Genomic DNA, 19,726 nt, shown 5'->3' with positions numbered 1-19,726 from the left:
GTGATGCTCCTCATCCTCCTCATCTCGTTTGCGCTCGCCGTGGTCACCCCGTGGATCGTCGGCCGCTTCGGCCCTAAGACCTTCTACGCGCTGGCTCTCGTGCCTGCGGCGAGTTTCGTCGCCACCGCCACGGCGCTCCCGACCATTCTCGACGGCGGCGAGATCCGCGAGAGCGTGCCGTGGATCCCAGCGCTCGATATCGCGCTCTCCTTCCGGCTCGACGCGCTCTCGATCGTGCTCGCGCTGGTGGTCAGCGGGGTCGGCGCGCTCGTGCTCGCCTACTGTGCCCGCTACTTCGAGCCTGACGAGCCCTCGCTCGGCCGGTTTGCCGCGCTGCTCTTCGCCTTCGCCGGAGTGATGTACGGCCTCGTTACTGCCGACGACGTCATCATCCTCTTCGTCTTCTGGGAGGCGACGAGCGTCCTCTCCTACCTCCTAATCGGCCATTACAACGGCCGGAAAGAGAGCCGTGGAGCAGGTCTCCAGGCGCTGCTGGTCACGACGCTCGGCGGCCTGGCGATGCTGGTGGGGATCATCGTCCTGATCGTGCAGGCCGGCACGACGAGCCTCTCGGGGATCGTCGACGCGGCCCCCTCCGGACCGATGACCTCGGTGGCGCTCATCCTCGTACTGCTCGGTGCTTTCTCGAAATCGGCCCTGGTGCCCTTCCACTTCTGGCTGCCGGCCGCGATGGCCGCGCCCACACCGGTGAGCGCCTACCTGCACGCCGCCGCGATGGTGAAGGCGGGCATCTACCTCGTGGCACGCCTCGCGCCCGGCTTTGCCGACGACTCCGTCTGGCTACCCGTCGTGGTGAGCGCCGGAGTCTGGACGATGCTTGTCGGCGGCTGGCGCTCGCTCCGGCAATATGACCTCAAGCTCGTGCTCGCCTATGGCACGGTCAGTCAGCTCGGCTTCCTGACCGTCGCGGTCGGTTTCGGCTCGCGCGACGCCGCGCTCGCCGGGTTGACGCTCCTGATCGGCCACGCCCTCTTTAAGGCGCTGCTCTTTCTCGTGGTCGGGATCGTCGACCACCGCGCAAGAACGCGCGACCTTCGCAAGCTCAGCGGCCTCGGCCGGCAGGCGCCCGTCCTCGCGGCCGCGGCGCTGATTGGCGTGCTCTCGATGGCGGGAGTCCCGCCGCTCCTCGGGTTTGTGGCGAAGGAGGCGGTGTTCACCAGCCTGATCTCGGCACTCGAGCAGGGCTCGTTCTGGGCCTGGGTCGCGCTGGTCGGGCTGGTACTCGGCTCGATCCTCACCGTCGCCTACTCCGCCCGCTTCTTCTGGGGTGCCTTCGCGCGGAAAAAGGGGTTGGCGGACACGCACCTGCACGCGGAGCCGTGGACGTTCACCGCCGCTCCGGTGCTGCTCGCCGCCGCCACCGTGATCGGCGGGCTGACCGCCTCCGTGCTCGATCCGCTCGTGGCCGTCTACGCCGATACGCTCCCGTACGCCGCCCCGGACGCCGACCCGCAGCTCGCCGCGGCCGCCGAGGCTTCGGACCACGGCGGCTACCACCTCGCCCTGTGGCACGGGTTCGAACCAGCGCTGGGCCTGAGCGCCCTGGTCATTGCCGTCGGCCTCCTCCTCTTCGCCAAGCGCGTGGTCGTCGCCCGAGCCCAATCGATGCTCCCTCACCGGATCGACTCCGCCGAGGGCTACTGGGCGAGCGTCCGCTCGCTCGACCGCGTCGCGAGTACCGTCACCGAGTTCGTGCAGCGCGGCTCGCTCCCCCGCTACCTCACGGTGATTTTCGCCGTCTTCGTGCTCGGTGTGGGCGGCGCGGCCGCCCTGAACCGCACTTGGCCGGGTGATCTCGTCTTCTGGGACAGTCCGGGGCAGCTCGCGGTCGCGGCCGTGATGATCCTCGCCGCGGTGCTCTGCGCCGTGGCCCGCAATCGCGTCGCCGCCGTGCTCCTGGCCGGCGCCACGGGCTACGGGATGGTCGCCCTCTTCGCGCTGCAGGGTGCTCCCGACCTCGCTCTCACTCAGGCCCTCATCGAGACGGTGACCCTGGTGGTCTTCGTGCTCGTGCTGCGCCGCCTTCCCACCAGGATCGCGACGAAGCACCAGCCGATGCGCAAGCGCCTGCGCGCGGTCATCGGTATCGCGGTCGGAGCCGTCATGGCCCTTGCCGCGACCATCGCTTTGGGCGCCCGCACGGCGACGCCGATCTCGGCCGACCTGCCGCGTCTTGCCTACGAGGAGGGGAAAGGGCGCAACATCGTGAACGTCCTCCTGGTCGACATCCGCGCCTGGGACACAATGGGCGAGATCTCGGTGCTGGTCGTGGTTGCGACCGGAGTGGCAAGCCTGATCTTCCTTTCGAGCCGGGCGGGAGGCGCGCCCCGCCTCGACATGCAAGGCGCGGGTGACCGCCGCGAATCCGCCGGGCCCGAGAACACCGGCGACCGCGGCTCCTGGCTCGTTGCCGGCCGCACCCTCCGTCCCGAGAACCGCTCGATCGTGCTCGAGGTTCTGGTGCGCCTGCTCTTCCACCCGGCGATGATCGTCTCGGTCTACCTGCTCTTCGCCGGCCACAACGCCCCGGGCGGAGGCTTCGCGGGCGGCCTGCTCGCGGGTCTCGCCCTGGTCGCGCGCTACCTCGCGGGCGGCCGCTTCGAACTCGGCGAGGCCGCTCCGATCGACGCGGGTAAGGTGCTCGGCCTGGGCCTCTTCTTCGCCGTCGGCACCGCCGTCTCCTCGCTCGCCTTCGGCCTCGAGGTTCTGGAGTCGGGCTGGCTCGATCTCGAGGTGCCGGTGCTCGGCGAGCTCCACCTCGGTACCTCCACCCTCTTCGACATCGGGGTGTACCTGATCGTGATTGGCCTCGCGCTCGACATCCTGCGCAGCCTCGGCGGTGAAGTCGACCGCCACGGCGAGGAGGCCGAGAACGGCGCACCCTCAGGTGACGGCGTCACCCACTCGATCGCCAACACGCCCGGCCCCGCAGTGGGCACGGTCGACGGCCTTGAGACGACACTCCCCACCGGCTCCACAGTCGTCGGCGGACCAGGCAGAGGGGACGGCTCATGAGCATCACGCTTGTCCTCGTCGTCGTGATGGCCGCGATGTACGCGGCGGGTGTCTACCAGATGCTCGAACGCAGCCTCACCCGCATCTTGATCGGGTTCCTGCTCGTCGGGAATGCGACCAACATCCTGATCCTGCTGATGGCCGGCCGCTCGGGCGTCGCCCCCTTCGTCACCGACGACGGCCGCTCCTACGAGCAGATCGCCGCCGAGATGGCCGACCCGCTACCGCAGGCGCTGATCCTGACGGCGATCGTGATCACCTTCGGCGTCTCCGCGTTCCTCCTCGCGATGATCTACCGGCGCTGGCGCCTCGCCAACGCCGACCAAGTGGAGGACGACGAGACAGACGCCTCCGTCCGCGAGGACGCCGCCGGCATCTCGGCCCAGACCACCGCCGACGACCGGGCGCTCGACGTGCTGCTCGAGTCCAGTGACGAGGGCACCGCCGCCAAGCACGGGGAGAGCGCCATGACCGACGACAGGAAGGAGGACCGATGAATGCCCTGATCCCGCTCGTCGTCACCCTCCCCCTCCTCGGAGCGGCCGTCGCGCTGATCCTCGGTCGCCACCGGCGCGCGCAGATCACCGTGAATATCGCGACGCTCTCGAGCGTGCTCGTGATCTCCTCGGTGCTGCTCGTGCTGGTCCTCGCCGGCGACGAGGGCGGCAGCGCCGTCTACGTGGGCGGCTGGGAGCCGCCGTGGGGCATCGTCCTGGTCGTCGATCCACTCGCCGCCCTGATGCTCGTGATCACCTCAATCACGCTGCTGGGCGTCCTGCTCTTCTCTGTCGGCCAGGGCCTGGTGGACGGCAATCGCGAGACGCCCGTCACGATCTTCCACCCGACCTACCTGATCCTCTCGGCGGGCATCCTCAACGCCTTCGTCGCGGGCGACCTGTTCAACCTCTACGTCGGCTTCGAGATCCTGCTCGCCGCGAGTTACGTGCTGATCACTCTCGGCGGCACGGCGCCGCGGATCCGGGCCGGCACGACATACGTGGTCGTCAGCCTGGTCTCGAGTGTCTTCTTCCTCTCGGCGATCGGCCTGCTCTACGGCGCGACCGGCACCGTCAACATGGCGCAGCTCTCGATCCGCATCGCCGAACTGCCGGCCGATGTGCAGCTGGTACTGCACGTGGTGCTGCTGCTGGGCTTCGGCATCAAGGCGGCCGTGTTCCCCCTCTCGTTCTGGCTCCCGGATTCGTACCCGACCGCTCCGGCGCCGGTCACCGCGGTCTTCGCGGGACTGCTCACCAAGGTCGGCGTGTACGCGCTGATCCGCACCGAGACGCTGCTCTTCCCGGGCGGCAGGCTGAGCGACGTGCTGCTGGTGGTGGCGCTGCTGACGCTGATCGTCGGCATCCTCGGCGCGGTCGCGCAAGCCGACATCAAGCGGATGCTGTCGTTCACCCTCGTCTCGCACATCGGTTACATGGTGTTCGGGATCGCCATCGGCACCCCGGCCGGTTACGCGGCGACGATCTTCTACGTCATCCACCACATCACGGTGCAGACGACCCTGTTCCTCGCGACCGGCCTGATCGAGCGCGTCGGCGGCACCACGTCGATCCTGCGACTCGGCGGGCTCCTCAAGGCCTCGCCGTTGCTCGCCCTGCTCTACTTCATCCCGGCGATGAACCTCGGCGGCATCCCGCCGTTCACCGGCTTCCTCGGCAAGGTCGGACTCTTCGTCGCCGGCACGGAGTCCGCCGTCGACCGCCCGTCGTGGCTGATCTGGGCCGTCATCGCGGCCGGCGCCGTGACCTCGCTGCTCACCCTCTACGCGGTCGCTCGCGTCTGGAACATGGCGTTCTGGCGGCGCCAGGAGGAGGTGCCCGGCTACGAATCACCCCTGATCGACCAGCTCCAGGAGGACCCGCACGACACGGGCAGCATCCGCACCCGTCACTCCCCGCCGATGATGGTCCTCGCGACCGCCGGCATGGTCGTGGTCGGCGTCGCGCTCACCGTCGGCGCCGGTCCGCTCTACGACGCGAGCGAGCACGCCGCGAGCGCCGTCGCCGATCCCGCGACCTACATCGCGACCGTCTACCGAGACTCGTCCTTCGGAGAGGAGGGCCCCCGATGAGCCCCCGCCGCCGCATCGACATCTGGAACCGCGTCGCAATGTTCGTCACCCTGGTCGGCATTTGGGTGCTGCTCTGGGACGACGTCTCGGTGCTCTCGGTCGTCTCCGGCTTTCTGATCGCCCTGCTCATCACGCGAGTCTTCTACCTGCCGCCGGTCGAGTTCTCGAACCGCGTGAACCCCTGGTTCGTGCTGGTCTTCCTCCTGCGCCTCCTCTACGACATCGCCGTCGCGTCGGTCCGAGTCTCGTGGCAAATCGTCGCCCTGCCGGTGCCGGTGCACAACGCGATCGTCGCCGTGCACCTGCGCAGCCGCTCAGAGGGGATGCTCGTCTGGACGACCGAGGCCGTCTCGCTCGTGCCGGGGTCGCTCGTGATCGACGTCGACCCGCAGCAGAACGTGCTCTACCTGCACGTGCTCGGCGTCCTGCACGATGAGGGCGAGCGGATCGAGGACGTGCGCCGCACGGTCCTGCAGACGGAGGCGCGCATCGTCCGCGCCATCGGCTCCCGAGAGGACGTACGGCGCGTGAACCAGCCGCTCGATGCCAAGGCAGGGGCGGTCGGATGATCGGCTGGCTCGTCTGGATTCTGGTACCCGTGTTCGGGGTCGCCTGCCTGCTCGCGCTCGTGCGCATCCTCCGCGGCCCCTCGGTGCTCGACCGCGTCGTCGCCGCCGACGTGCTCGTCGCGACGATCATCTGTGGGATCGGCGCCGAGATGGCAATCAACCACCACGCGAGCACTCTGCCCGTGGCTCTAGGGCTCGCGCTGTTCGCCGTCTTCGGCTCGATCAGCGTGGCGAAGTTCATGGCGAATCGCGAAGAGGACTGACATGGACCTGTTCTTCGACATTCTCACCGCCGTGTTGCTGATTATCGGCGCACTGCTCTCACTCATTGCCGCCGTCGGCCTGCTGCGTTTCGACGATCTCCTCTCGCGGATGCACGCCGGCACCAAGCCGCAGGTGCTCGGGCTGATCTGTGTGATGCTCGCCGTGGCGATCCGCAATCCCGGTTTCGCCGCGGCCGGAACGATCGTGCTCGTGATCGGCTTCCAGCTGCTCACCGTGCCGGTCTCGGCGCACATGGTCGGCCGGGCGGCGTACCGGGCCGAGTCCGTGTCTCCCGGTTTCCTCGTGATCGATGAGCTCGCAGACGCGGTCAACCGCGCCGACGAGCAGGCCTAAAAGCGCGGATTGTCGCTCGCACCCTCGCGTGCGCACATCCCCAGACCGGCGGACCCACCCTCTCCCTAGGCTCGATGCCATGACAGTGGATTCCACCCTTTCCAACGTGCCCGAGAACTCACCCCGTCCGTCTCGGGAGGGAGGTGAGCACCCGGGAGCCGAGTGGTGGCGCACCGCCGTGATCTACCAGATCTTCCCCCGCTCGTTCGCCGATGGTGACGGTGACGGCATCGGCGATCTGCCCGGCATCTCCTCACGGCTCGACAGCCTGGCCGAACTCGGCGTCGATGCCGTCTGGCTCTCGCCCTTCATGACCTCGCCGCAGAAGGACGCCGGTTACGACGTCGCCGACTACTGCGACGTCGATCCGCTCTTCGGCACCCTCGCGGACTTCGATGCGATGCTCGCTCGCGCGCACGCCCTCGGTATCCGCATCATCATCGACCTCGTCCCGAACCACTCCTCGAGCGCGCACCGCTGGTTCCAGGAGGCGCTGGTCGCCCCTGCCGGCAGTGCCGAGCGCGCGCGATACATGTTCCGCGACGGGCGGGGCGAGTCGGGCGAGCTGCCGCCGAACAACTGGGTGTCGGTCTTCGGCGGGCCCGCCTGGAGTCGAGTCACCGAGCCCGACGGCACTGCGGGCCAGTGGTACCTGCACCTCTTCGACCCCACGCAACCCGACTTCGACTGGACGAACGAGTGGGTGCGGGAGCGCTTCCGCGAGGTTCTCCGCTTCTGGCTCGACCGCGGTGTCGACGGCTTCCGCGTCGACGTCGCGCACGGGATGATCAAGGCGCCAGGACTGCCGGACTACACGCCTCCGGCCCACTACAGCCCGATGAGCGGAACGTCCTCGAAGAACCGCGACGATCCCACCACTGCGCCCTACTTTGCGCAGGAGGGCGTGCACGAGATCTACCGCGACTGGCATGTCCTCCTCGCCGAGTACCCGGACGACCGCGTCCTCTGCGCCGAGGCGTGGGTGCAGCCGCTGTCGCGGCTCGCGAAATGGGTGCGGCCCGACGAGATGCACCAGGCCTTCAACTTCGCCTACCTTGAGACGCCCTGGAGAGCCTCCGACCTGCGAGACGTCATCGACTCCTCCGTCGAGGCGTTCACCTCTGTCGGTGCTCCCCCGACCTGGGTGCTCTCGAATCACGACGTCATCCGTCACGCGAGCCGTCTCGGCCTCCCCGTCGAGATTCCGCAGGGATACGGGATCGGCCCGCTCACTCCGAGCCAGCCCGATCCCGTGCTCGGTCTGCGTCGCGCCCGAGCTGCGACGGCACTCATGCTCGCGCTTCCCGGCTCCGCCTACCTTTATCAGGGCGAGGAGCTGGGCCTGCCCGAAGCGATTGATCTCCCCGATTCCGCCCGGCAGGACCCGAGCTGGTTCCGCACCCGCGGCGAACGCTACGGCCGCGACGGTTGTCGGGTTCCGCTCCCCTGGGAGGCTCAGGCGCCGGCCTATGGCTTCAACTCGACAGGCGACTCCTGGCTGCCGCAGCCGCGCGAGTGGGCGCTCTTCGCGCGCGACCGTCAGCGCGGAGTCGAGGGCTCGACCCTGGAGTTCTACCGGACCCTGCTGTCGGTGCGCCACGCTGAGGACCTGGGCTCCAGCGTCCTCGAATGGCTCGATGGCTACCCGGAGGACGTGCTCGCGTTCAGGAACGGAGCGATCACCGTGATCGCGAACGTGGGCGAGGCGCCGGTCGAGTTGCCCGTCGGCTCCGTGGTGCTCTCGTCGGAGGAGCTGCACGAGCCGGCGCTGCCCGCCGACGTCACGGTCTGGCTGCGGACGGAGTAGGCCCGACGTTAGCGCCCTGCGTTTGCCTTGAGCCAGAGGTAGGAGTCGACCTTCGTCACGCCGTCGAGGCGGATCTCGAAGTGCAGGTGCGGGCCGGTCGACATGCCGGTCGTGCCGACGAGTCCGAGCAGCTGGCCGACCTTCACCGGGTCGCCCTCGTGCACTGCGGCGGAGCCGTGCTGCATGTGCGCATACACGCTCGACACGAGCTGCCCATCAATCTCGTGGTCGACGATCACGTGGACGCCGAGCGAGCCCTCGCCGTCGATGACCGTGCGCACGACTCCGTCGGCGATGGACTGGATGGGTGACCCGTCGCCCGGGTTGAAGTCGGTGCCGCCGTGGTTCACCGAGCAGCCGGCGCAGTTGCGGTAGCCGAACCGGTCGCCGACCGGCACGCCGACCGCGAAGGGCCATTGGATTGACGCGTTCGGGTCGTTCATGAAGCCGGAGTCGGAGGTGCGGACGATGTCGGCCACGTTGGTCTGGGTCTTGCGTTCCTGGACGCCGAATCCGTCGCGAGCAACGGTCTCGGCGCCGACCTCGCCGGCGACGAAGGATTGCGCTCCGCGGCGGAGGTCGGCGCCGAACGAACTCGCCAGACCCTGCGCCTGCACCTCCTCGGCGGTCAGGAGCGACGTGGCCGGCAGCGACGTGGCCGCCACGATCGCGGCGACGAACGAGAGGGCCACGACTCCGCCGACGCGGGCGCGGCGCACGGGCCTGAGCGGCGCCGCGCGAGGGGCGGCCACAGGTGCGGGGGCGGTGCTGCGGACGGAGGCGACGCGTCGCTCGGCCTCGCGCAGCTCGCGGCGCGTGAGGGGGGCGGGCGAATCGGGGCTCACTGAATCAGGATCTTCCGTTGGGGGCAGGCGGGGTGCGGGGACGTGAGTGCATCCTGTGCGAACATCACGAATTCGTAAAGACTAGCCACGGAAGCCGGATCCGGCCAGTGCTGCCCGCACGGAGGCGCGTTCCCCGACGCCCTCCACACCCCGCCTAGACCTCGTCCGCGCGCAGGCGGCGCAGCAGCTCCTCCAGCTCGACGAAGAGCGGGTCCGGCGCCGCGATGAGCATGCCGGAGCCGAAGGGAGCGCCGTCCAGGCCCGCTACCCGCGCGCCCGCCTCCTGCGCGATGAGCGCGCCCGCGGCCAGGTCCCACGGGTTGAGCCCCCGCTCGTAATAGGCGTTCAGCTGCCCTGTCGCCACCGAGCACAGGTCCAGCGCAGCCGACCCGATGCGTCGGATGTCACGGACCGAGCCGAGCAGCTCCTGCACCACCGCACCCTGCCGCATCCGGCGGCCGGCGTCGTAGCCGAACCCTGTGCCGACGAGAGCGAGAGAGAGTGACGGCGGAACCGCGACACGCAGCTCGACGCCGTTGCGTTCCGCTCCCTGACCGCGGCTCGCGGTGGTGACCTCGCCCGTCGCGCCGTTCACGACCGCGCCGGCGAGCGCCGTCCAGGTCACCGGGTCCGGTTCACCCTCGACAACCGCGATACTCACCGCGTACGAGGGGATGCCGTAGAGGTAGTTGACGGTGCCGTCGATCGGATCGACGACCCAGGTCAGCCCGCTGGTCCCACCGCCCGCACCCGACTCCTCCCCGAGGAATCCGTCATCCGGCCGTGCCTCGTCGATACGGCGGCGAATCAACTGCTCGACCTCGCGATCGGCCGCCGTCACCACGTCCTCCGGCGAGGACTTCGATGCGGCGATCTCGACTCCGTCCTGCCGCCGCTGACGGGCGAGGTGCGCCGCCTCGACGGCAACCGAGCGGGCGATGGCAAGGAGGGAGGCGTGGTCGCTCATGCCTCAAGCCTAAAGACGAGGCGCATCATGCGTTCCCCTGCACGCTCACCGCTTCATGAATGAGAATCCTCGAGGCTTATGCAAGATTGGGACAGGGCTTCGCGGAATGCAAGGTCAGAGGGTTGTTCGCTGGGCGTGCGAGAGAATTTTGTAAACGCCTTAGTGTTTTGCCTGCTCTGCGCGTCCTCGCGGACTCCCGGTCCGTACCGACGGGGGACGTTACCGGTGGACTCGATGGTGCACAGTGCCGCGCGGCAGCATCCGAGAACGAGCAGACTCGCGCTTCCTAAAGACGAACAAAGTAGTCTTCACCGGCATCGGGACACGCCGCGCAAAGATCTGCGCCTCAGGTACGGCTTCGGCCTCTTGGCGCATCTGCCGTCACGCTGAGCGGCGAACCTTTCTGCTACCGCTACTCTCTCCGTGTGATCGAACTTGGCTTCGCGGCCCTATCAGCACCCCACATCCGCCAGGACAGTAAGAGAAGCAGAGCCCCGCATGAGTGACCGAGCCGACAACCAACTTGTGACTGGCACCTCGCCCTCTCGACCCGGACGACGTTCACCCTCGAATCGCCTTCTATGGTGCATCATTGCGTTGGTGTCGCTTGCTGCCATCGCTGCCGGAGGTTTCTGGGCGAACGATTTTTTGCGGGGCGGACCCTCCCACGACGTGAGTATCCTCAACGACACCGGAACAGTTCTTGATTGGTCTTGCTCCTGGTCTGACCTCAAGCTTTCCCCTGGCGAAACGGGTAACATTCGCATTAGTGAACACCCATCGGAGGAATTTGGGTGCGTACCGCAACCTACATCTCTACGCCAGGACATGTGTCCTAAATTGGATTTAATGACAGTCGGCGCCGCCTTCACCGCTACCGAGTTCGCACAACGCTTCCGCTGTCGAGGATGACTTTCGCCACGCGAAAACGCAGCACTGGTACGGCACTTGGTGTGATCGCTCGGATGTAATCCGAGTTCATTTGCGCCGGCGGAGAAGGGCCATACCGCCTGTGCGACCCTTCTCTTTTTCTCAGGAACCGTCGGACCGAGACGCATGAGTGAATTTTATGCATGGGAAGCGGGCATCGTTACTCGCGTGAAGCATTCGATCGCACTCCTCACCCTCCTGTTCAGCCACTACGATTAAGGCTGACAATGTCAACAACTCTCTCGTGCGACGCGCTAGCGATCACCTCAGCAATTATCCTGACGACAATCCTCGGCCCTACGAACGCAGTCGTTCAAAAGCCCCGTTTGTTACGCCAGTAGTGCGCGCAACCGCACTGATTTTTGGCGGTTATAATGCGGAACGAGTAGCAAAGAAAGGTTACGACGTGAGAACCGACGTAGACGGATGGCAGTACGCGATGCCCATAGGCACTCCGAATGGAAGCTTGGAGGGAGCGATGCCAAAATACAATCCAACGACGGATGAGACCAGGGCAGAATTATACAGTCTCAACGGGCTTCTCGGCACAGCGCTCGCCGATCATCCGAGCGATTCCCTCTGAGCATGGCTGAGGCAGATCTTCCGCCCGGCATCGTTCGAGTGCACGTGAATGATGACCGCGCCCGTACTTTCGGCCTTCCTGTCCTGCAATCGAACCATGCTGATGCACGATTGCTCGGGTACTCGATCTACGGACGGGACGGCATCGACCTGACCGTCGAGGCCGGTCACGTGCTCCTGGACGGCACAGCGCCGACGCCCTTCACGACGCGTTCCTCACAGTCCGGCGAGGACGACGAGCGGGAGTGGTCATTCCACGCGCTCGATCATCTTCAGAACAGTGCGCAGGAGGTCGCCACGGCCAGTCGCGCGGAGTTGATCGAGAGGCTCCGGTCAGCGCCGAGGAAAAGAGGGATCATTCGAGTCGATGGTCAGCGCATCCCCTCCGAGGAATTCACTCTCCTGAATTCGGTGTTCGCCAGAGTTCACCTCGCCGACGACGCGCTCATCACCATCGCTGCGCCGCAGACGATCATCGCGGCCCCTTTCTCGACGCTCACGAACTGACCAGAGTCATCGCCAGCCGCGTTCCTCGGCCCACGACGCGATCCCGTCTACCAGCCGGTCAATGAACACGTGCGGTCCAAGGACGGCGCGCGCTTCGTCAGCCGCGCGATCGAAGGCGTCGACCACTCCTGCCGTGATGACGCCCGCCCGGTCTCGCGCGTACCCCGCGTCGAGGCCGAGCGAGACGGCGGCGCGGACGAGCGCATCCGTCCCGATGGCGCGGATGCGGTACTCGTCGTCGATGGACATCGCGAGTGTCAGCGCCGCGCCCCGCGTGGGGTACGGTGCATGGCTGCCCAGGTCATACAGGGGCGCCAGCCTTGCGCGGTCTCCTTCGAGCAGGAGCGAGTAGTTCTTCGCGTGGGCGTCAGTCCCCTGCGAGGCGACGGAGAAGACGAGGGCGTCGTAGAACCGCTCCGCGTTACGCACCCTGTCCTGTGCCTCCGGAAGACTACGGAACAGGCGAGCGATCTGCCGGACGCTCGGCCCCCGTCGACCTGGTACTTCTTCTGAGGCAGGACAGCCATGCTCCGGCAGAGGTCTTCCTGGTGCAGCCGCACCCACCGAGCACCGATCGTGACGCGGTCGTACCGCTCGGAGACGAAGGCCGCATCACCGCGGGTCGTCACGATCATCGTGTCGTTCGCGACGTCCAGGCCTAGGTGGCGAGCCGCTGCCATCGTCATGAACTCGTTGAGATGGTGGTCCGGGTAGGGCGGGACCGCAGGCTTGATGATGTGCGTTGTCGGAGTCGAATCGTTCGGGACTCCCCAGAGTTGATCGCGTGATCGGAAGAGCGCGATCTTTGGCTGCGCTCCCGGCAGGCTCCAGCGGACGCCGAGTTCGCGCCTCCCCCAGACGTCCCGATTGGCGATCACGTCGGCGACAACGTCGGCGAAGCGATCGTCGTCGAGCAGTTCGACGTCCCCCTGACGCCGCGCAGCATCGGGGCTGCTCTCTCCCGCGGGCAGGATCTGCACAGCGCCAGCCGCATCCCGGCCGATGTGCGAGAGCAGCGCAAATGGATTCCTCGCGGAAACTCCGTGCTCCCGGGCGAGGGCGTTCCGCCGATCGGCGCTATCCGGGAGCAGACCTTCGAGGAACGGCAGCACCGCGCGACTCGGATGCGCCCGGCGCTCGAGCGGCATCGACAGCGAAAGCGGAGTTGCGGCCGCCGACGCAGAGTACTCGCCGTCGTACTCGAAGGTGACGTTCCCAGTGACACCCTGCCGAAGAAGTCCGGCCGGCTCCCCGTCGAGGAACAGGGCGAGTTCAGCCATTATCCCGGGTGTCCGCCGCGCGCACGACGACCTCCAACCGCAGCTCCCGGAGGACCCTCATCACACGGAACAGGGTCACGGAGGGCGATCCCGCCTCGAACCGGTTGAGCCACTCCCGCGTCACTCCGGCCCGTTCAGCGAGCTGCGCCTGCGTCAGCCCCTGCCCTGCGCGGCTCTCGGCGACGAGTGCACCCACGCCACTGGCCGACCTGATGATCGTTCCCCGTTCATGTGACATAAACATCACATTAAGGGATGTGCGATTTACCGCACAACACGATCTGGTGGCGAGTGAGGGATTCGAACCCCCGAAGGCTACGCCGTCTGATTTACAGTCAGATCCCTTTGGCCGCTAGGGTAACTCGCCGTGGCGCACCCGACCGTGTTCACAACCGGAGACGCTGGATCAGGATACCCACGGGGTGGACGGATCGGAAATCGGGACGACATTGCGTCAGGAGACCTCATCCGCATAGCGCGACGCCGCCTCCGCGACCTTCCCCGCGTAACTTTCGGCCGGATTGTAGGCGGCGATGGCCGCGCGCCAGCCCGACTCCGTCGAGAGATCGCCGCCGGACGCGCAGAGATAGCGGGCCGCAGTCACCGCTTGCTGGTCGACGTTCTGCGGATCCCAGCCGCTCGACGCCCAGGCCATCCAGGTCGCGGGGATGATCTGAAGCGGCCCCATTGCGCGGTCGACCTCCGCGTCACCGTCGAGGGTTCCGCCGTCCCTGTCCTCGACGCGATCGAAGCGCGTGCCGTCCAGCCGCGGGCCATAGATCGATGTGGTCGGTCGGCCGTCGGCTCCGAGTTCGCCGCCGTCGATGGTGCCGTGCCGGCTCTCGACGTAGCCGATACCGGCGAGCGTCGCCCAGTCGAGCCGACAGCCCGGAGTGACGATCGAGGTGAGCAGGGCGGTACCCGCGTAGGCGGTGAGTGCTCGCAGCGGGATGCCCGTCTTCTCGGCGGCCCCGGCCAGCCAGTTCTCGTCGGTCAGGAGGCGCACCGGCGTCCCCGCCGCCTCTGCGGGATCGCTCAGCACGGCCGGATCGGCGGCGACCGGCGTCGTCGCGGCGGGCGGGACCGTCGACATCCCCTCCTCGACCTGCCGCGCAGGGGCGTGCCGACCGCAGCCCACGACGAGTAGCCCGACGAGCGGAACCAGAAAGAGGGAGGGGAAGCGGCGCACTCACTCAGGGATACCAGTAGCGCCTGATAGCTACACTCGCAGCCATGGCAGATTCAACGTTCGACGTCGTCAGCAAGATCGACAAGATGGAGGCGGACAACGCCCTGAACCAAGCCCACAAGGAAGTCGAGCAGCGCTACGACTTCAAGAACGTCGGCGCCTCGATCGCATGGAGCGGCGAGAAAATCCTAATCAAGGCCAACACCGAGGAGCGGGCGAACGCCATCCTCGACGTGTTCCAGTCAAAGCTCATCAAACGTGGCATCAGCCTCAAGAGCCTCGACTCTGGCGAGCCCTTCGCCTCGGGCAAGGAGTATCGGATCGAGGCCACGCTCAAGGAGGGCATCGACCAAGAGCACGCGAAGAAGATCAACAAGCTCATCCGCGACGAGGCGCCGAAGTCGGTGAAGTCGCAGATTCAGGGCGATGAGCTGCGTGTCTCCTCGAAGAGTCGCGACGACCTCCAGGCCACGATGACCCTGCTGCGCGGAGCCGATCTCGAACTCGACCTCCAGTTCGTCAACTTCCGTTGAGGCGTCAGCGCGCGTAGTCGGCCAGCGCCCGCCCCGTCAGCGTGTCGGCCGCGGCGAGTTGCACCGCCGTGCCCTCGAACACGATTGTGCCGCCGTCGTGGCCTGCGCCCGGTCCCACGTCGATGATCCAGTCGGCGTAGGCCATCAGTGCCCGGTGGTGCTCGATGACGACCACCGAGTTCCCGGAGTCGACCAGCCGGTCGAGCAGGCCGAGGAGCGTATCGACGTCGGCCAGGTGCAGACCGGTCGTCGGCTCGTCGAGCAGGTATACCGAGCCCGACGAAGCCATATTGATCGCCAGCTTGAGCCGCTGACGCTCACCCCCAGAGAGGGTGTTCAGCGGCTGGCCGAGCGTGAGGTAACCGAGCCCGACGTCGACCAGCCGCGCAAGCACCGTCTGCGCCGGCCCGGTGGCGAAGAACTCGGCGGCTTCGCCAATCGGCATCGACAGCACGTCATGGATGTTCTTCCCGCGGAGGCGGTACTCGAGCACCTCGGCCGTGAAGCGTTTTCCCTCGCATTCCTCGCAGACCGAGGACACGGTGGCCGCCGGCCCGAGCTCGGTGAAGATCATCCCCGCGCCCTTGCAGACAGGGCAGGCGCCCGCCGAGTTGGCACTGAACAGCGCCGGCTTCACTCCGTTCGCCTTGGCGAAGGCGGCGCGGATGGCGTCGAGTACGCCCGTGTACGTGGCGGGGTTGCTCCGCCGCGAACCACGGATGGGCGATTGGTCAGCGACTACCACTCCCGGCCGGGTCGCGAGCGAGCCGTGCAGGAGCGACGACTTGCCCGAGCCGGCGACTCCGGTGACGACCGTGAGCACGCCGAGCGGGATGTCCACGTCGACGCCGCGCAGATTGTGGGTGGAGGCGCCGCGGATCTCGACTACACCGGTCGGGCGGCGCACCACCTCCTTCAGCGGCACGCGGTGGTCGAGGTGGCGCCCCGTGAGGGTGTCGGAGGCACGCAACCCCTCGACCGTGCCCTCGAACCGCAGCTCGCCGCCGTCGGCACCCGCGCGCGGGCCGAGGTCCACAACGTGGTCGGCGATCTCGATGATCTCGGGCTTGTGCTCGACTACCAGCACGGTATTGCCCTTGTCGCGCAGGCGGCGCAGCAGCTCGATCATCCGCGAGACGTCGTGTGGATGCAGGCCCGCCGTCGGCTCGTCAAAGACGTAGGTGACATCGGTGAGGCTCGATCCCAGATGCCGCACCATCTTGACCCGCTGCGCCTCGCCGCCCGAGAGAGTCCCCGACTCGCGGTCGAGCGAGAGGTAACCGAGACCAACCTGCACGAGTGCATCGAGCGTGCCGAGCAGCGTGTCGACAATCGGCGCGACCGAGGGCTCATGGAGCCCGCGAAGCCACCGGGCCAGGTCGGTCGCCTGCATACCCGAGCATTCGGCGATGTTGCGGCTGTCGATTCGTGACGCCAGCGCCGCACGGATGAGTCGACCACCTCCGCACTCGGGGCAGGCCGCGAAAGTGGCCACCCGCTCCGCGAACGCGCGGATGTGCGGCTGGGACGCCTCCTTCGCCAGATAGAGGCGGGTCACCTTCACCAGGAGCCCCTCGTAGGTCATCGTCATGCCGGCGATGGCCATCTTGGTCGCGGGGCGGTGGAGGAACGCGTCGAGCTGCTCCGCAGTGAACTCGGCGATGGGCACATCCGCCGGGTAGAGCCCCGACTCCGCGAGCCCCTTCCAGTACCAGCCGCCGACGACGAAGTTGGGGATCGCGTCGAGTGCGCCACCCTCGAGCGACTTCGACGCGTCGTACAGAGCGTGAAGGTCGATGTCCGAAACGCGACCCGTGCCCTCGCAGCGCGGGCACATTCCCTCGGGCAGGTTGAACGAGAAGGCACCGCTCGTGCCCGCGTGCGGAGTTCCGACCCGGCTAAAGAGGATGCGCAGCATCGTGTACGCGTCGGTCGCGGTGCCCACTGTGGACCGGCCATTCGAGCCCATCCGCTCTTGGTCGACCACGATCGTGGCCGAGAGCCCATCGAGGGACTCAACATCCGGACGCGCCGGTGTGCCCATGAACTGCTGCACGAACGCGGAGTACGTCTCGTTGATGAGCCGCTGCGACTCCGCTGCAATGGTGCCGAAGACGAGCGACGACTTACCGGAGCCCGATACCCCCGTGAACACGGTGATCTGCCGTTTGGGGATGTCGACGTCGATCCCGCGGAGGTTATTCTGACGCGCGCCGCGCACCCGGATGACGTCGTGGGGCGCGGGCGCGGTCATGCTGTCTCCGTCCGAAGCGGTGACCGAAGCCTAGGCCGTTCGCGAGATCTCGACCATGTCCTCTCGGGGCACGACCTTTACCCGCGCTCGGCCCTCGGGAGCGCCGAGCGACATCTCGTGCTGGTCGAGACGGTGCCAGCCGGCGAGATCGGTGTAGGCCACCTCGCGCTCCTGGAGGAGCGCGACGACCGCCGACTCCTCCGGATGCTCCGGGGTCCACCACGAGGCCTGGTCGTTGAGCACGTGCGCGACAGTCTCCATCGCGTCCGATTTGGTGTGACCGATCAGCCCGACCGGTCCGCGCTTGATCCAACCGGTCGCGTAGACACCGTGCACCTGCTCGTCCCGGTCGTCGAGCACCTGGCCCTCGCGGTTTGGGATGACTCCGCGCATCTCATCGAACGGCAGGCCGTCCAGCGGCGAACCGAAGTAGCCGACCGCGCGGTAGACCGCCTGCACTGGGATCTCGCGAATCTCGCCGGTGCCGCGAACGCCGCCCTCCCCGTCGGGCTCAGTGCGCTCGTAGCGGATCGCGCCGACGCGTCCGGTGCCGTCATCGACGAAGCCGAGCGGCTTGGCCCAGAAGTGCAGGTGGAGGCGACGCGAGGCGCTGCCCACCTCGCGGGTGCGCCACTGGTTCAGCACCCGGTTGATGACCATGACCTGCTTGTTCGTCTCGATCGCGGCTTGCGAGGCCGGGTCGAGATCGAAGTCCTCGTCGGCGACGATCATGTCGACGTCGCGCAGCTCGCCCAGCTCGCGCAACTCCAGCGGAGTGAACTTGACCTGCGCCGGGCCACGACGACCGAAGACGTGGACGTCGGTGACCGGGGAGGCCTTCAGCCCCTCGTAGACGTTGGGCGGGACCTCGGTGGGGAGGAGATCGACAGCGTGCTTGACCAGCATCCGCGAGACGTCGAGCGCGACGTTGCCGTTGCCGATCACCGCGACGGAGGATGCCGCCAGCGGCCAGGTCCGCGGCACGTCGGGGTGGCCGTCGAACCAGCTGACGAACTCCGCCGCGCCGTAGGAGCCCTCGAGTCCGACGCCGGGGACGTCCAGCGGGGCGTCGCGCACGGCTCCCGTCGCGAAGATCACGGCGTGATAGTGCCGTTTGAGGTCCTCCAGCGTGATGTCGGTCCCGAAGTGCACGTTGCCGAAGATGCGGATGTCGCCGCGGTCGAGGACCTCGCGCAGGGCGGTGATGATGCCCTTGATGCGGGGGTGGTCGGGTGCGACTCCGTAGCGCACCAGCCCGTATGGCGCCGGGAGATGCTCGAAGAGGTCGATCGAGACGTCGTACTTCTTCTCGGCCTTAATCATGAGGTCGGCGGCGTAGATGCCCGCGGGCCCCGCACCGACGATGGCCAGCCTGAGCTTGGTCATTGCGTTCCATTCCTGCGGCGCAGGGGCGCGCCGCGACGATCGGGGTTAACCGTTGCGGTCGACGACCGTGTCGGCGAAGCGCGTGAGCGCCTTGCGGACCGAGCCGTCGGGCAGCGGGGCGAGAGCAGCGACGGCTTCGTCGGCCCAGCGGTGGGCTTCGGCGAGAGTCTGCGCGGTGACGTCGTGGTCGCGCAGCTGCGCGACGGCGTCCGAGATGTCGGCGCTCTGCTCCTGGGTGTGCGCGATTGCATCGTTCGATCGACTCACGTAGCTCTCGATGCGGGCGAGGAGCGCCGCGGCCTCCGGGTCGGAGGAAGCGCGTTCGCGCAGGCGAAGGATGGGCATGGTCGAGACGCCGGCGCGGATGTCGGTGCCCGGGGTCTTGCCCGTCGTCTCCGGCTGCGGCGAGAGGTCGATCACGTCGTCGACGATCTGGAACGCGACACCGATCTTCTCGCCGAAGACGCGCATAGCATCCTCGTACTCCTCCGGTCCGTTCGCGAAGGCGACGCCGGTGCGGCCTGCCGCCGCGATGAGTGACCCGGTCTTGTCCGCCAGGACCGAGAGGTAGTGCTCCACGGGGTCCTCGCCGTCGGTCGGGCCGACGGTCTCGTGCAGTTGTCCGAGGACGAGACGCTCGAACGTATCGGCCTGGAGGCGGATCGCCTTGTCGCCGAGTTCGACCATCAACTGGTTGGCCCGCGCGAAAAGCAGATCGCCGGTGAGGATCGCCACATTGTTACCCCAGACGGTCTGCGCCGAGGGAACACCGCGGCGCTTCTCGGCCTCGTCCATGACATCGTCGTGGTAAAGCGAGGCGAGATGGGTGATCTCGATCGCCTGCGCACCGAGCAGCACCTGCGGAGTGTTGCCGCGGCCGAGTTGCGCGGCGAGAAGGGTGAGCACGGGCCGCACCCGCTTGCCGCCGGCCTCGAGAAGGTACCGGGTCGACACGTCGGCCACGGCGTCGGCGAAGGACAGCTGCCGAACGAGACCCTCCTCGACCTGCTCGAGCCCGGCGTCGATCGTGCGGGCGAGAGCGCGGTCGGAGGTGGAGGAGAAGATGCGCTCGGAGAGGCCAAGCTGCGCCGTCAAAGACGGGCTGCGGCGGGCGACGGGCGCAGTGGCGTTCAC

The 19,726-nt window shown here is 67.5% G+C and carries 16 protein-coding genes, 1 tRNA gene and 1 pseudogene; 9 read left to right on the top strand and 9 right to left on the bottom strand.

Annotated features, from left to right (window positions below; all coding sequences use genetic code 11):
- Positions 1-3 precede the first annotated feature (3 nt).
- From B0H03_RS01255 to B0H03_RS01225, 7 genes are all read left to right on the top strand, one after another.
- Complete coding sequence (locus B0H03_RS01255; protein WP_104354408.1) at positions 4-3,036, top strand: Na+/H+ antiporter subunit A; 3,033 nt, start codon at positions 4-6, stop codon at positions 3,034-3,036.
- Complete coding sequence (locus B0H03_RS01250) at positions 3,033-3,533, top strand: Na(+)/H(+) antiporter subunit C (protein ID WP_104354407.1); 501 nt, start codon at positions 3,033-3,035, stop codon at positions 3,531-3,533. The genes B0H03_RS01255 and B0H03_RS01250 overlap by 4 nt, the downstream gene beginning before the upstream one ends.
- On the top strand, positions 3,530-5,125 hold the full coding sequence (locus B0H03_RS01245) for a Na+/H+ antiporter subunit D (protein ID WP_104354406.1): 1,596 nt from the start codon (positions 3,530-3,532) through the stop codon (positions 5,123-5,125). Before B0H03_RS01250 ends, B0H03_RS01245 begins: the two co-directional genes overlap by 4 nt.
- Positions 5,122-5,694, top strand: a complete 573-nt coding sequence (locus B0H03_RS01240; RefSeq protein WP_104266322.1) for a Na+/H+ antiporter subunit E — start codon at positions 5,122-5,124, stop codon at positions 5,692-5,694. The genes B0H03_RS01245 and B0H03_RS01240 overlap by 4 nt, the downstream gene beginning before the upstream one ends.
- Positions 5,691-5,957 carry an MrpF/PhaF family protein gene (locus B0H03_RS01235; protein WP_104266321.1) on the top strand — a complete coding sequence of 89 codons (267 nt, stop codon included), beginning with the start codon at positions 5,691-5,693 and terminating at the stop codon, positions 5,955-5,957. Before B0H03_RS01240 ends, B0H03_RS01235 begins: the two co-directional genes overlap by 4 nt.
- A gap of 1 nt (position 5,958) precedes the next feature.
- Entirely contained in the window at positions 5,959-6,312 is a 354-nt protein-coding gene (gene mnhG, locus B0H03_RS01230; RefSeq protein WP_237399264.1) for a monovalent cation/H(+) antiporter subunit G, read from the top strand.
- Positions 6,313-6,391: 79 nt separating this feature from the next.
- On the top strand, positions 6,392-8,119 hold the full coding sequence (locus tag B0H03_RS01225) for a glycoside hydrolase family 13 protein (protein WP_104266320.1): 1,728 nt from the start codon (positions 6,392-6,394) through the stop codon (positions 8,117-8,119).
- 8 nt (positions 8,120-8,127) lie between these two features.
- Here the strand turns inward: B0H03_RS01225 and B0H03_RS17210 are convergent, their stop codons facing one another.
- Both B0H03_RS17210 and B0H03_RS01215 read right to left on the bottom strand, forming a co-directional pair.
- Positions 8,128-8,964 (bottom strand): M23 family metallopeptidase, encoded by an 837-nt coding sequence (locus tag B0H03_RS17210; RefSeq protein ID WP_104266319.1) that lies wholly within the window; start codon positions 8,962-8,964, stop codon positions 8,128-8,130.
- A gap of 154 nt (positions 8,965-9,118) precedes the next feature.
- Positions 9,119-9,931, bottom strand: coding sequence for an inositol monophosphatase family protein (locus B0H03_RS01215; protein WP_104266318.1), 813 nt, complete (start codon positions 9,929-9,931; stop codon positions 9,119-9,121).
- 1,515 nt (positions 9,932-11,446) lie between these two features.
- On the opposite strand from B0H03_RS01215, the gene B0H03_RS01210 reads away from it, so the two are divergent.
- On the top strand, positions 11,447-11,950 hold the full coding sequence (locus B0H03_RS01210) for a hypothetical protein (RefSeq protein WP_104266317.1): 504 nt from the start codon (positions 11,447-11,449) through the stop codon (positions 11,948-11,950).
- A gap of 6 nt (positions 11,951-11,956) precedes the next feature.
- Here B0H03_RS01210 and B0H03_RS17630 read toward each other — a convergent pair.
- From B0H03_RS17630 to B0H03_RS01185, 4 genes and pseudogenes are all read right to left on the bottom strand, one after another.
- A pseudogene (locus tag B0H03_RS17630) lies at positions 11,957-13,230 on the bottom strand (HipA domain-containing protein).
- On the bottom strand, positions 13,223-13,426 hold the full coding sequence (locus B0H03_RS01195) for a helix-turn-helix domain-containing protein (protein WP_181075092.1): 204 nt from the start codon (positions 13,424-13,426) through the stop codon (positions 13,223-13,225). The pseudogene B0H03_RS17630 and the gene B0H03_RS01195 overlap by 8 nt, the downstream one beginning before the upstream one ends.
- An 86-nt stretch (positions 13,427-13,512) precedes the next feature.
- Positions 13,513-13,597: transfer RNA gene (locus B0H03_RS01190), tRNA-Tyr, on the bottom strand.
- A gap of 87 nt (positions 13,598-13,684) precedes the next feature.
- Complete coding sequence (locus tag B0H03_RS01185; protein WP_127844074.1) at positions 13,685-14,419, bottom strand: lysozyme family protein; 735 nt, start codon at positions 14,417-14,419, stop codon at positions 13,685-13,687.
- A gap of 44 nt (positions 14,420-14,463) precedes the next feature.
- Here B0H03_RS01185 and B0H03_RS01180 point away from each other — a divergent pair, with 44 nt between their 5' ends.
- Positions 14,464-14,952: a YajQ family cyclic di-GMP-binding protein gene (locus B0H03_RS01180; protein ID WP_104266314.1), complete on the top strand. Its 489-nt coding sequence runs from the start codon at positions 14,464-14,466 to the stop codon at positions 14,950-14,952.
- A 4-nt stretch (positions 14,953-14,956) separates the two neighbouring features.
- On the opposite strand, the gene B0H03_RS01175 is transcribed toward B0H03_RS01180, so the two are convergent.
- The 3 genes from B0H03_RS01175 to B0H03_RS01165 are packed head-to-tail and all read right to left on the bottom strand — an operon-like array spanning position 14,957 to position 19,726.
- Entirely contained in the window at positions 14,957-17,206 is a 2,250-nt protein-coding gene (locus tag B0H03_RS01175; RefSeq protein ID WP_104266313.1) for an ATP-binding cassette domain-containing protein, read from the bottom strand.
- A 30-nt stretch (positions 17,207-17,236) separates the two neighbouring features.
- Positions 17,237-18,592, bottom strand: coding sequence for an FAD-dependent oxidoreductase (locus B0H03_RS01170; protein WP_104266312.1), 1,356 nt, complete (start codon positions 18,590-18,592; stop codon positions 17,237-17,239).
- Between the two features lie 45 nt (positions 18,593-18,637).
- Positions 18,638-19,726, bottom strand: coding sequence for a polyprenyl synthetase family protein (locus tag B0H03_RS01165; protein ID WP_104266311.1), 1,089 nt, complete (start codon positions 19,724-19,726; stop codon positions 18,638-18,640).

The sequence above is a fragment of the Rathayibacter iranicus NCPPB 2253 = VKM Ac-1602 genome, from assembly GCF_003149025.1.
GTDB classification, from domain to species: domain Bacteria; phylum Actinomycetota; class Actinomycetes; order Actinomycetales; family Microbacteriaceae; genus Rathayibacter; species Rathayibacter iranicus.
This window is presented reverse-complemented; position numbering and strand designations above follow the sequence as displayed.

Excerpts from the sequence above, each read along its gene's own strand:
- B0H03_RS01255 (WP_104354408.1), top strand. The coding sequence starts at position 4 with ATGCTCCTCATCCTCCTCATCTCGTTTGCGCTCGCCGTGGTCACCCCG.
- B0H03_RS01250 (WP_104354407.1), top strand. The coding sequence starts at position 3,033 with ATGAGCATCACGCTTGTCCTCGTCGTCGTGATGGCCGCGATGTACGCG.
- B0H03_RS01245 (WP_104354406.1), top strand. The coding sequence starts at position 3,530 with ATGAATGCCCTGATCCCGCTCGTCGTCACCCTCCCCCTCCTCGGAGCG.
- B0H03_RS01240 (WP_104266322.1), top strand. The coding sequence starts at position 5,122 with ATGAGCCCCCGCCGCCGCATCGACATCTGGAACCGCGTCGCAATGTTC.
- B0H03_RS01235 (WP_104266321.1), top strand. The coding sequence starts at position 5,691 with ATGATCGGCTGGCTCGTCTGGATTCTGGTACCCGTGTTCGGGGTCGCC.
- mnhG (WP_237399264.1), top strand. The coding sequence starts at position 5,959 with ATGGACCTGTTCTTCGACATTCTCACCGCCGTGTTGCTGATTATCGGC.
- B0H03_RS01225 (WP_104266320.1), top strand. The coding sequence starts at position 6,392 with ATGACAGTGGATTCCACCCTTTCCAACGTGCCCGAGAACTCACCCCGT.
- B0H03_RS01215 (WP_104266318.1), bottom strand. The coding sequence starts at position 9,931 with ATGAGCGACCACGCCTCCCTCCTTGCCATCGCCCGCTCGGTTGCCGTC.
- B0H03_RS01210 (WP_104266317.1), top strand. The coding sequence starts at position 11,447 with ATGGCTGAGGCAGATCTTCCGCCCGGCATCGTTCGAGTGCACGTGAAT.
- B0H03_RS01180 (WP_104266314.1), top strand. The coding sequence starts at position 14,464 with ATGGCAGATTCAACGTTCGACGTCGTCAGCAAGATCGACAAGATGGAG.
- B0H03_RS01175 (WP_104266313.1), bottom strand. The coding sequence starts at position 17,206 with ATGACCGCGCCCGCGCCCCACGACGTCATCCGGGTGCGCGGCGCGCGT.
- B0H03_RS01170 (WP_104266312.1), bottom strand. The coding sequence starts at position 18,592 with ATGACCAAGCTCAGGCTGGCCATCGTCGGTGCGGGGCCCGCGGGCATC.